This is a genomic window from Sporosarcina sp. NCCP-2331, assembly GCF_023707945.1.
Lineage (GTDB): Bacteria > Bacillota > Bacilli > Bacillales_A > Planococcaceae > Sporosarcina > Sporosarcina cascadiensis.
The window spans coordinates 62136-75009 of sequence record NZ_BRCD01000002.1 but is presented as its reverse complement, the minus strand read 5'-3'; the positions used below and the strand labels follow the sequence as shown (position 1 = coordinate 75009).

Genomic DNA, 12874 nt, shown 5'->3' with positions numbered 1-12874 from the left:
TGTGAAGGTGGTTACTGAATGGAAACCGTTATTGCGTTCATAGTAATATTCGGGACACTCGTTGCGTTTCATGAATTCGGGCATTTTCTGTTTGCGAAAAGAGCAGGCATCATGGTGCGTGAATTCGCGATAGGCATGGGACCAAAAATATTGGCAATTCGTAAAGGCGAAACACAATATACGCTTCGTCTGCTTCCGCTTGGCGGATATGTAAGGATGGCAGGAGAAGATTTTGACACGGTGGAACTGCAGCCTGGCTATCGAGTGGGTCTGCTGCTGAATGCTCAAAATGAGATTGAAAAAATTTATTTAAACCGAAATGTTTCCAATCCGAACATTTTAAATGTGGAAGTAGAAAAATCAGACTTAGATCGAGAGTTGTTTATAGAAGGTTATGACGAAGACGGGCAGTTTGTTCATCTGAATATCGCAAGAACTGCTATGATTATTGAAAAGGGACAAGAAACACTGATCGCGCCGTATGACCGTCAGTTTGAATCCAAGTCACTCGGCAAGCGGTCGATGGCCATTTTTGCAGGACCGCTTTTCAACTTCATCTTGGCGTTTTTCATTTTCCTGGCACTTGGACTGATGAATGGTGTCCCAACCAATGAACCGATTATTACAGAAGTGAAGCCTGATACCCCTGCAGAAGTGTCGGGTATGCAGGATAATGACCTGGTAACGGGCGTTGACGGAAAAGAAATCAAGACATGGACGCAGTTTTCACAGGCGATTCAGGACAGTCCAGGCGTTCCGATGGCAGTGGAAGTGGAACGTGACGGAAGTTCAGTATCTTTGAACGTCACACCGGATACTGTCGAAGATGCCGGGAAAGAGTATGGTCAGATTGGTGTATTATATTCAAGTCCGCTTGAAAAGGGCATTGTGAAATCATTTGTTTTCGGTGCAGAGCAGACTTACACATGGACAGTGAAAATTTTTGAACTGCTCGGCCAGCTAGTAACAGGACAATTTACGATTGATGCGTTGTCAGGGCCGGTTGGTATTTATAAAGCGACAGAAGAAGTGGCTCAATATGGAATTTTCAACCTGATGAACTGGGGAGCTGTGCTGAGTATTAACCTTGGCATTATGAACCTGCTTCCGCTGCCTGCACTTGACGGCGGCCGGTTATTGTTCTTCCTGTTCGAAGGACTGCGCGGAAAACCGATCGATAAACAAAAAGAAGGTATGGTGCACTTCGTCGGAATCATGCTGCTCATGGTCTTGATGCTTGTTGTGACATGGAATGACATTCAACGATTTTTCTTTTAAAAAAGGTGGAAGCATATCATGAAACAATCCAAAACATTTATACCTACGATGCGGGAAACGCCTGCTGACGCTGATATCCGCTCACACCAGCTATTGTTGCGTGCGGGCTATATCCGTCAGAATGCGAACGGCGTCTTTACCTATTTGACACTTGCGCAGCGGGTATTTCGTAAAATGGAAAACATCATACGTCAGGAAATGGAAGCAATTGAAGGCATCGAAATTTCTATGCCTGCTTTACAGCGGACTGAAATCCGGCAGGAATGCGATCGCTGGAAATCTTACGGTAAAGAGCTGTTTCAAGTTCAGGACCGTCATGGCAAAGAATTCACACTCAGTCCGAGCGATGAAGAACTGATGATTTCGTTGCTGAGAGACGAAGTGAGATCGTATAAGAAACTGCCTTTGACACTGTTTCAGATTCAAACCAAGTTTCGTGATGAAGACAAGCCGCGTTTTGGATTGCTTCGGAGCCGTGAGTTTATCATGAAAGATGCCTATTCATTCCATGCGACACAGGAAAGTTTAGATGAAAAGTATCTCGAAGTGATGCAGGCATATACAAATATCCTGACGCGTCTCCGTGTTCATTTCCGCATGGTTATATCAGGCGGCGGAGCGGGCATGCATGAATTTATTGCGCTGGCGGCAATCGGCGAAGATAAGATTGCATACAGTGACAGTTCGTCCTATGCAGCAAATATCGAATTGGCGGCAGTCAATATTGATTATGAGCAGACGGAGGAGAAACCGAAAGAGACAGCGAAAGTAGCCACGCCAAATGTCCGGACTATAGATGATATCACTTCATTCCTGTCTGTTGATCCGAAAAAAATCATTAAATCACTAGTCTATACAATAGACGGCGACCAAGTTTTACTAGTTTGCCGCGGTGACCATCGCATTAATGAACATAAATTAAAAGCAGTGCTGAAGGCTGATGAAGTTTCATTGGCAAGTGAATCAGAGATTGAAGAATTACTTAACTGTCATGCAGGATCAGTGGGTCCGGTGAAACTGCCGATCGGTGTAAAAGTTTTTGCTGATCACGCGGTGGGGTACATTGTCAATGGGGTGGCGGGAGCCAATGAAGAGGATCATCATTTAATCAATGTCAATCCGGAGCGGGATTTCGCGATTGATGACTATCTGGACATCCGCTATATACAGGAAGGTGAGCCTTCGCCGGACGGAATGGGTTCGGTCAAGTTTGCTGAAGGCATCGGTATTGGTCATATTTCCAAGCTGGGAACCGGCTGCAGTGAACAAATGAAAGGAAACTTCCTTAATGATCATGGACGGGCTGAGCCTTTCATTATGGGCAGCTACGGACTGGGCGTATCGCGGCTTATTGCTGCCATCGCTGAACAGTATAACGACGAAAATGGGTTAAAATGGCCGAAGCATTTAGCGCCTTTTGATATTCATCTGGTCGCTGTGAATGTGAAAGATGAAACTCAAAAGCAATTGGCTGATGAGTTGTATGCAGTACTGGAATCTTATCGTTATGATGTTCTGTATGATGACAGGGACGAACGGGCTGGCGTGAAATTTGCTGATTCTGACTTGATTGGACTGCCGGTTCGGATTACAATTGGTAAGAGAGCCGGCGAAGGAATTGTCGAAGTGACATTCCGGCACAGTGGTGAGTCAATAGACTGGCAAAAAGAAGAAGTGCTTGAGAAGCTGCAATCATTTTTTACTGCAGAATAAACAGAGAAGGGGAGTCCGTCAGCGGAACTTCCCTTCTTTTCGCGATAGATTGGAGGAATTTATATTGGATGCCGCCCAGAAATTTTTAACTTTGCTGCAGCAGACCGGTTTGACGGATGATCAGCTGATGCCGTTTTTTGAGCACGCTGAATTAAACCGGGTAACTGTACAGACGAAATCGAGAGTGTGGAAATTTAATGTGACACTTGACCAGGTGCTGCCTGTCAATGTATTTCAGCTAATGCAGCAACGTGTCCATGAAACATTTGCCGCGATTGCAAATGTGCACCTTCAAATTGAAAGCCGTAATAAATCATATGATGAGCAGTTGATTATTTCCTATTGGCCGCTTGTAATAGAAGGACTGGCGGATATTTCTCCTCCGCTCCGTCAATGTTTGAACGGACAGAAACCGGTTCTGCAGGGAGAGAAGTTGCAGATTAATTGTTCAAGCGATTTGGAATGTCAGACGCTGAAAAATAAATACACGGAACCGTTGGCTGCGCTTTACCGTCAGTTTGGTTTTCCTTCTTTACTAGTCGACGTAAAAGTAGAAGAAAATACACGTGCACAAGAAGAACTGCAGCAATTTCTTTCGCAGAAACAGCAGGAAGAAGACGTACTTTCAAAGAAAGCATTTGAACAACTGCAGCAGCGTGAATCTATGAAGAGTGAGCAGGGCGATTCGGATAAACCAATGATTCTTGGCACACCGATCAAGGCAGGAGAAGCGATCGTGCCGATTCATGAAATTCAAGACGAGGAACGCCGGTTGATTATTGAGGGATTTGTCTTTGATGCGGAAGTGCGGGAACTTCGCAGCGGGCGTTCATTGCTGACGTTAAAAGTTACAGATTATACCGATTCAATTTTGGTGAAAATGTTCTCACGCGACAATGAAGATGCCGAAATCATGAAGTCGTTCAAGAAAGGCATGTGGGTACGTGCACGGGGAAGCATCCAGAATGATACGTTCGTAAGGGATTTAATTATGATGGCGCAGGATCTTGCCGTTATCCCTTCTGTTGAACGCAAAGACAAAGCGCCGGCTGGACAAAAGCGTGTGGAATTGCATGCACATACGTCCATGAGTCAGATGGATGCAGTTGTTTCTGCCCAGGCACTCGTTGAACAGGCGGCAAAATGGGGTCACCCGGCTATCGCGATTACGGACCACGCTAATGTACAATCGTTTCCTGAAGCCTATAACACAGGAAAAAAACACGGAATTAAAGTGTTATTCGGCCTGGAAGCTAATTTAGTGGATGACGGGGTGCCGATTGTTTATGAAGAACAGCATAGACGATTGGAAACCGATACGTATGTGGTATTTGACGTGGAAACTACCGGACTGTCGGCAGTCTACGATACCATTATCGAGCTTGCTGCGGTTCGCGTCCGCGATGGAGAAATTATTGACCGCTTTGAACGATTTGCCAATCCGCATCATCCGCTGTCTTCTATCACAACCGACTTGACGGGGATTACAGACGACATGGTCAAAGATGCACCGGAAGTATCTGAGGTAATGGCTGATTTTATTGAATTTATCGGAGATGCTGTACTGATTGCGCACAATGCTTCATTCGATATGGGCTTTTTCTATGCTTCGTGCAAACGGGCGAAAATTGAAACTGCCGCATATCCTGTAATCGATACATTAGAACTCTCACGTTTCCTGTATCCAGAACTGCGGAATCATCGCTTGAATACGCTGGCGAAGAAGTTCGATATTGAACTAACTCAGCATCACCGGGCGATATATGATACGGAGGCAACAGCCTATTTATTTCTGCGTCTGCTGACGGAAGCACAGGAAAAAGGGATCGAATGGCTGGATGATCTCAATAAAAACATTGGAGAGGGAGACGCATATAAACGATCGCGTCCGTCTCACTGTACTTTGCTTGCGACCGACAATGAAGGTTTGAAAAACTTGTTCAAGCTCGTGTCCATCTCACATATGGATTTTTTCTACCGGGTGCCGCGGATTCCGCGTTCGCTGTTAGTGAAACATCGCAAAGGACTGCTGGTAGGTTCAGGCTGTGACAAAGGAGAAGTCTTTGAAGGCCTGATGCAGAAACCGATGGAAGAAGTTGAAGAAATAGCGAGTTTCTATGATTATCTTGAAATCCATCCAAAGCCTGTATACTCTCACTTACTGGAGCTGGATTTAATTCGGGATGAGTGGAACTTGGAAGATATTATGCGGAAAATGTTGAAACTCGGCAAGAAAACCGGCCTGCCGGTCTGCGCAACAGGGAACGTTCATTATCTGGACGAGACGGATGCAACATACCGCAAAGTATTAGTACGTTCTCAAGGCGGGGCTAACCCGATGAACCGGCATTCTCTGCCAGCGGTCCATTTCCGGACGACTGATGAAATGCTGGAAGAATTCGCATTTTTAGGCGAGGCGGCAGCAAAGGAAATTGTCATTGAAAATCCGTTGAAGATTGTGGAACGTGTCGGTGACGTTAAACCAATCAAGGATGATTTGTATACACCGACGATTGAAGGTGCCGATGAAGAGGTCAGAGAGCTGACATATTCAATGGCCCGTCATATATACGGAGATAAGCTGCCTGAAATTATTGAAGCGCGGATTGAGAAAGAGTTAACATCCATTATCGACAATGGTTTCGCGGTTATTTATTTAATTTCTCATAAACTTGTTAAGAAATCGCTCGATGACGGCTATTTGGTTGGATCACGGGGGTCTGTCGGTTCATCATTTGTCGCGACAATGATGGAAATCACGGAAGTTAACCCGATGCCGCCTCACTACGTCTGTCCGTCTTGTAAAACGTATGAATTTTTTGACGACGGTTCAGTCGGCTCCGGCTACGACTTGCCTGATAAAGAATGTACGAACTGCAATGTCATGTTCAAAAAAGATGGACAGGATATCCCGTTTGAAACCTTTCTTGGTTTTGCCGGAGACAAAGTACCGGATATTGATTTGAACTTCAGCGGTGAATATCAAGCTCATGCGCATAATTATACGAAAGAACTGTTCGGCGAAGATTATGTGTACCGGGCAGGTACGATCGGTACAGTTGCTGAAAAAACAGCATACGGTTATGTGCGCGGCTATATGAATGACAATGATCTGCAGATGAGGGGTGCGGAAATTGACCGTCTAGTCCAGGGCTGCTCCGGAGTAAAGCGTAATACAGGGCAGCACCCGGGCGGTATTATTGTTGTTCCGGATACGATGGATATTTTTGATTTTACCCCGGTTCAATTTCCGGCGGACGATATAGAATCGAGTTGGAAGACAACGCATTTCGACTTCCACTCCATCGATAATAACTTGCTCAAGCTTGATATTCTTGGTCATGATGATCCGACGATGATTAAGATGCTTGAAGATTTATCAGGAATTGATGCCAAAACGATCGCACCAGATGACGCAGGAGTTATGGCACTGTTCAGCGGAACTACTTCATTAGGCGTAACGCAGGAGCAGATCGACTGTAAGACCGGGACGCTCGGTGTGCCCGAATTCGGTACGCGTTTCGTCCGTCAGATGCTTGAAGAGACAAAACCGTCGACTTTCTCGGAATTGATTCAGATTTCAGGGTTGTCTCACGGAACAGATGTCTGGCTTGGAAATGCGCAGGAACTGATACAGAATAAAACGTGCCAGCTGTCAGAAGTAATCGGCTGCCGGGATGATATTATGGTCTATCTGATTTATCAGGGTCTTGAACCCTCGCTGGCATTTAAGATTATGGAATCTGTCCGTAAAGGTAAAGGACTGACACCCGAATTCGAAGCTGAAATGAAAGCGAATAAAGTACCGGGCTGGTATATCAGCTCATGCAAGAAGATTAAATATATGTTCCCGAAAGCACACGCTGCGGCCTATGTATTGATGGCTTTGCGAATAGCATATTTCAAAGTGCATCACCCAATCATGTATTATGCAACATATTTTACGGTGCGGGCAACGGACTTCGATCTGGTGACGATGTCAAAAGGTTCTGCGTCCATCCGGGCAAAAATTAAAGAAATCAATGATAAAGGTCTGGATGCACCGCCGAAAGAAAAAAACTTGGTGACAGTGCTTGAAATTGCGCTGGAAATGGTGGAGCGGGGCTTCACTTTTGCGAAGCCTGATCTGTATAAATCGGATGCGACTCAGTTCTTGATAGACGGCAATCAATTGATACCGCCGTTTAATTCAGTTCCTTCATTAGGAACGAACGTTGCCAAAACAATAGTGGAAGCGCGAAAAGACGGCGAGTTTTTATCAAAAGAAGACCTGCAAAAGCGCGGCCGTGTTTCCAAGACCATTACCGAGTACTTAGATACACTCGGCTGCTTGGAAGGTATGCCTGAAGCCAACCAATTATCCTTGTTCTAAAGGCTGTGCATGGCCCCATCAGTTGCATTGTAAATGGCGTTGTGATACGATTGAAACAACTTTTGCTATACGTCTTGCTGAAAAGAGTGGGGTTTCCCGCTCTTTTCTGTTGTTTATCTGGATTCAGCAGAAGCCTGCTTCTAACATTCAGGAGCAGGGCGAATGCAAGCGGTTTTTTTGTTTAGTGGGTTTCAAACTCCGGCTGAATCCAGATAAGCCTCCGGCGGATGTCATGGATTTTGAGTGGAGTTACATTTGAGGCGTGCGGACGACACTGCATTCTGCGGTAACGTCTGTCTGACCTGCATTTTGCAGGCCTCATTTCAAAATCCAGACGCAATCACGCCAAGGCGTGATTGATTTTAATTTCGGGAGGGATACATGTGAGTAAAATTACAGAGGAAGTCGAGCAGTTTGCGAGACCGATTGTTGAAGAATTGGGGCTTGAACTGGTAGACGTCGAGTTCATAAAAGAAGGCCGGGACTGGTTCTTGCGTGTTTATATCGACACACCTGAAGGGAGTATCGACATAGACCAATGCGCCGCGGTCAGTGAGAAGCTAAGCGAGGAATTGGACCGAACAGATCCAATTCCACAAAACTACTTCCTTGAAGTGTCTTCTCCCGGAGCGGAAAGACCATTGAAAAAAGATGAGGATTTTGAAAAAGCTGTCGGTCAGTATGTTTTCATCAAAACATACGAGCCGATTGACGGGCTGAAAGAATTCGAAGGATACCTGCTCGGATACGGTCCTGACTTCGCGAAAGTAGAAATACGCATCAAGACGCGAAAAGTACTAGTAGAAATTGATAAAACCAAAATTGCCCTCGCCCGGCTGGCCATTGACTTTTAACACCAAAAGCGGAAAGCGGCTGTTCAGAGGCGGCAGGCATAAGACAAAGCTGCGACGCGGCGTTCTTTGCCGCACAGCAGGTCATGAAGATAATTGAATGTGGGAGTGATGAACATGAGTAGTGATCTACTCGAAGCACTGACAGCTCTTGAACAACAAAAAGGTATTTCAAGAGATGTATTAGTGGATGCGATTGAAGCGGCCCTAGTGACTGCCTATAAGAGAAACTTTAACCAGGCACAAAACGTCCGTGTGGATTTAAACTTGGATAAAGGTACAATGAAGGTTTATTCGCGAAAAGATGTTGTAGAAGAAGTGGAAGATGAGCGTCTGCAGATTTCATTGGAAGATGCAGAAGTCATCAATCCCGTATATGAACTTGGCGACATTGTCGAAGAAGAAGTCACACCGCGTGATTTTGGACGGATTGCCGCACAGACAGCGAAGCAGGTTGTTACACAGCGTGTGCGTGAAGCGGAACGCGGCTTGATTTATGAAGAATATATTGACCGTGAAGAAGATATTGTCAACGGTATTGTTGAGCGGATGGATCCGAAAAACCTGTTTGTCGGTTTAGGTAAAGTAGAGGCTGTGCTGCCTTCAAGTGAACAGATTCAGACAGAGTCGTACGCGCCCCATGACCGAATTAAAGTATATATTACAAAAGTGGAAAGAACGGCAAGAGGCCCTCAAGTATTTGTTTCCCGAACACATCCCGGATTACTGCGCCGTTTATTTGAACTGGAAGTCCCGGAGATTTATGATGGTACAGTAGAGATCAAATCCATTGCGCGTGAAGCTGGAGACCGCTCGAAAATTTCCGTTTTTACAACAAATGACGAAGTGGATCCGGTCGGTTCCTGTGTAGGAACAAGAGGTGCACGGGTACAGTCGATCTCCAATGAACTGAACGGTGAGAAGGTCGATATCGTCGAATGGTCGGAAGATCCGGTTATATTTGTAGCGAATGCCCTGAGCCCGTCAAAAGTGATGGACGTTCAAGTGAACGAGGAAGACCGTTCCACTACCGTGGTGGTTCCGGATTATCAGCTATCTCTGGCAATTGGAAAAAGAGGTCAGAACGCCAGACTGGCTGCTAAATTGACAGGCTGGAAAATCGATATCAAAAGTGAAACAGATGCTCGAGAAATGGGAATCTATCCCCGCGCTGCAGAAGAATTGGATACTGTAGAGTCCGAATCAGACGAATTCCTAGAAGCATATGAGTATGAAGATGAAGTGCCGGCTGAACAAACAGAAGACTTTGATTTGTACGCAGATACAGACGAAGAAGATTGATTGGAAAGGATTGCATGCCCATGTCGAACAATCGGAAAATCCCTTTGCGCAAATGTGCAGCTACAGGCGAAATGCTGCCTAAAAAAGAAATGATCCGGATTGTCCGTACGAAAGAAGGAGAAGTATCAGTGGATCTGACAGGGAAAAAGTCAGGACGCGGAACATACGTCTCCAAGTCGGAGGACGCCGTAGAAAAAGCACGGAAACAGCACTCGATTGAACATCAGCTGGGTGCAAAGGTTCCTGAGCAGGTATATGATGATCTGCTTCACGCGATTCGCCGAGAGGCAATCAAATGACAGATGCTAAGCAAATTTATCAACTGCTCGGAATGGCGGCGCGTGCACGGAAAATTGTGACGGGTGAGGATCTGGTTGTTCGGGAAGTACGTGCGGGCAATGCGGCACTTGTCATCCTTTCAGAAGATGCATCAGCAAATACGAAAAAAAAACTAACTGATAAATGTAACACTTACAACGTTGAGAAGCATGATTTCGGGAGTCGTGAAGACCTTGGGCATGCGATAGGAAAAGAAGCGCGGGTAGTATTGGCGCTTACGGATACAGGTTTTGCCAAAAAGTTATCCGAGCTCCTCAACGATTATAACCGGGGGTGGGCTAATGACGAAAATACGAGTACATGAATATGCCAAAAAGGTAAATAAATCGAGTAAAGACATTATTAATGAATTAGGGAATATGAAAGTGGAAGTCAGCAATCATATGTCAGTAATTGATCCGGACACTGTGACGAAGCTGGATAAAAAGTTTACTGCTCCGCAGAAAACGCAAAATGCCGGTCCGTCGAATAAGCCAAACAATAATCAAAAGACAGACCGTCCGGCAGCAAACCGCCAAGGCGGAAATAATGCAGGAAAGCCTCAGCAGTCCAACTCAGGACAGTCCACAGCAAAAGGAAGCAGCAACAACCGTTCACAGCAAACTGGAAACCGCACAAACCAAGGCGGCAATACAGGAGCTAAGCGTCCGGCTGGGGCAGCAACCGGCAACAGAACACAAGGACAACAAACTGGTGCGAATCAGCAAACGCGACAGGGCCAAGGCCAAGGAAGTAACCAACAATCAAGACCGGCCCAGACGACAGGCAGCAATCAGCAATCAAGACCTGCTCAAACAGCAGGCAGCAATCAGCAGCCAAGACAAAATCAGGGCGGTAATACAGCACGTCCTGGCGGTGGAGGACGTCCAGGCGGCGGCCGTGGCGGAAGACCGCCGGCACGCGGCATTAACCAAGGGCGTCGCAGATACCGTCCGGCAGTACCGGCACAGAAGATTGAAAAGCCGCTGCCGGAAAAAATCACATTCTATGAATCATTATCAGTCGGCGAACTGGCACAGAAACTGGGCAAAGAGCCTTCTGAAATCATCAAAAAGCTGTTCATGCTTGGTGTAATGGCAACCATTAACCAAGAACTTGATAAAGATGCAATTGAATTAATCTGTGCTGAATACGGTGTAGATGTGGAAGAAGAGATTCGAATTGACGTTACGGATTTGGAAATCTACTTTGAAGATCCTGAGGAAGAAGAAGAACAGCCAGGCGCTTTAGAAGAAAGACCACCGGTTGTTACAATCATGGGTCACGTAGACCACGGTAAAACGACACTTCTTGACTCTATCCGCGATACAAAAGTAACGCAAGGTGAGGCAGGCGGGATCACACAGCATATCGGTGCGTATCAAATTAAACAAGGTGATAAGAAAATTACTTTCTTAGATACACCGGGACACGAAGCTTTCACGACAATGAGAGCACGCGGAGCGAAAATCACGGATTTAACAATTTTAGTGGTCGCAGCTGATGACGGTGTAATGCCGCAGACTGTCGAAGCGATCAATCACGCGAAAGCAGCTGAAGTTCCAATCATTGTAGCTGTAAATAAAATGGATAAGCCAACAGCAAATCCTGACCGCGTTATGCAGGAACTGACGGAACACGGTTTAGTTTCTGAAGACTGGGGCGGCGATACAATTTTCGTTCCGATTTCAGCGCTTAAAGGTGAAGGCATTGATCAGTTAATCGAAATGGTTCTATTAGTAGCAGAAGTAGGCGAATTAACTGCAGATCCTTCTATTAGAGCTAGAGGGACAGTTATTGAAGCACAGCTTGATAAAGGAAAAGGATCCGTTGCTACACTTCTTGTCCAGAACGGAACACTGCACGTTGGAGATCCGATCGTAGTAGGTAATACTTACGGACGTGTTCGTGCGATGGTCAGTGACTTAGGCCGCCGTGTGAAAGAAGCTGCTCCTTCAACTCCTGTTGAAATCACAGGATTGAGCGATGTGCCGCAGGCTGGCGATCGTTTCGTCGTATTTAAAGATGAAAAGACAGCACGTCAGATCGGTGAGACCCGTGCAGGAGAAGCATTGCAGGAACAGCGCGTGGAGAAAACACGTGTTACACTCGACAATCTGTTTGATCAAATGAAGCAAGGTGAAATGAAAGAGCTTAATTTGATTGTAAAAGCAGATGTGCAGGGTGCTGTTGAAGCAATGGCTGCCTCACTTATGAAAATTGAAGTAGAAGGCGTCAACGTGAAAATCATCCATACGGGTGCAGGTGCAATCAATGAATCAGATATTTCATTGGCGGCAGCTTCAAATGCCATCGTAATCGGCTTTAACGTACGACCTGATACAAATGCGAAGCGTTCAGCAGAAGCGGAAGGCGTAGATATCCGACTTCACCGTGTTATATATAAAGTAATCGAAGAAATCGAATCTGCGATGAAGGGATTATTAGATCCTGAGTTTGAGGAGAAAGTAATCGGACAGGCCGAAGTTCGTGAGACATTTAAAGTAACGAAGATCGGTACAATCGCAGGTAGTTATGTGATTGACGGTAAAATCACACGTGATTCAAGTGTTCGTATCCTGCGTGATAACATCGTAATCTTTGAAGGAGAGCTTGATACATTGAAGCGTTTCAAAGATGATGTGAAAGAAGTAGCGAAGGGTTATGAGTGCGGAATTACCATCGTAAAATTCCATGATATTAAAGAAGGAGATATCATTGAAGCTTACGTAATGGAGGAAATTAAGCGAGTATGATTGTCTACGCGGAATGTTCCTTTTTCATACCGGGGGCTGCTTCTCTGAAAGAGAAACGGGCCGTTTTAAACCGGATGAGAGATCGAGTGAAAAATTCTTATAATGTTTCTGTCGCGGAAATTGATCATCAGGATCTTTGGCAGCGTACTACTTTTGCTTTAGTTGCGGTAGCTTCGGCTAAGGAAGCTGCAGAACGTGAAGTCAGAAGAGCGATCCGTTTATTTGAATCGAATCCAGATTGGGAAATGACTGCGTGTACAGTCGATTATTTATAATCGAAATAC

9 protein-coding genes are annotated in these 12874 nt (G+C 45.6%); all 9 read left to right on the top strand.

The window, feature by feature from the left end:
• Positions 1-18: 18 nt before the first annotated feature.
• The gene (gene rseP / locus NCCP2331_RS01520) at positions 19-1278 is read left to right on the top strand and encodes an RIP metalloprotease RseP (RefSeq protein WP_153720402.1); all 1260 of its coding nucleotides are present in this window, start codon (positions 19-21) and stop codon (positions 1276-1278) included.
• 18 nt (positions 1279-1296) lie between these two features.
• Positions 1297-2991, top strand: a complete 1695-nt coding sequence (locus NCCP2331_RS01515) for a proline--tRNA ligase (RefSeq protein WP_251668037.1) — start codon at positions 1297-1299, stop codon at positions 2989-2991.
• Between the two features lie 61 nt (positions 2992-3052).
• Positions 3053-7363, top strand: a complete 4311-nt coding sequence (locus NCCP2331_RS01510; RefSeq protein ID WP_376776792.1) for a PolC-type DNA polymerase III — start codon at positions 3053-3055, stop codon at positions 7361-7363.
• Between the two features lie 383 nt (positions 7364-7746).
• Complete coding sequence (rimP, locus tag NCCP2331_RS01505) at positions 7747-8217, top strand: ribosome maturation factor RimP (protein ID WP_153720399.1); 471 nt, start codon at positions 7747-7749, stop codon at positions 8215-8217.
• A gap of 114 nt (positions 8218-8331) precedes the next feature.
• Positions 8332-9516, top strand: a complete 1185-nt coding sequence (nusA, locus tag NCCP2331_RS01500; RefSeq protein ID WP_251668035.1) for a transcription termination factor NusA — start codon at positions 8332-8334, stop codon at positions 9514-9516.
• Between the two features lie 20 nt (positions 9517-9536).
• A complete protein-coding gene (gene rnpM, locus NCCP2331_RS01495) occupies positions 9537-9815 on the top strand; it encodes an RNase P modulator RnpM (RefSeq protein ID WP_153720397.1) in 279 nt (92 codons plus the stop codon).
• Entirely contained in the window at positions 9812-10159 is a 348-nt protein-coding gene (locus NCCP2331_RS01490) for a YlxQ family RNA-binding protein (protein WP_153720396.1), read from the top strand. The genes rnpM and NCCP2331_RS01490 overlap by 4 nt, the downstream gene beginning before the upstream one ends.
• On the top strand, positions 10137-12590 hold the full coding sequence (gene infB, locus NCCP2331_RS01485) for a translation initiation factor IF-2 (RefSeq protein WP_251668033.1): 2454 nt from the start codon (positions 10137-10139) through the stop codon (positions 12588-12590). The genes NCCP2331_RS01490 and infB overlap by 23 nt, the downstream gene beginning before the upstream one ends.
• On the top strand, positions 12587-12865 hold the full coding sequence (locus NCCP2331_RS01480) for a DUF503 domain-containing protein (RefSeq protein WP_153720394.1): 279 nt from the start codon (positions 12587-12589) through the stop codon (positions 12863-12865). The genes infB and NCCP2331_RS01480 overlap by 4 nt, the downstream gene beginning before the upstream one ends.
• Positions 12866-12874 lie beyond the last annotated feature (9 nt).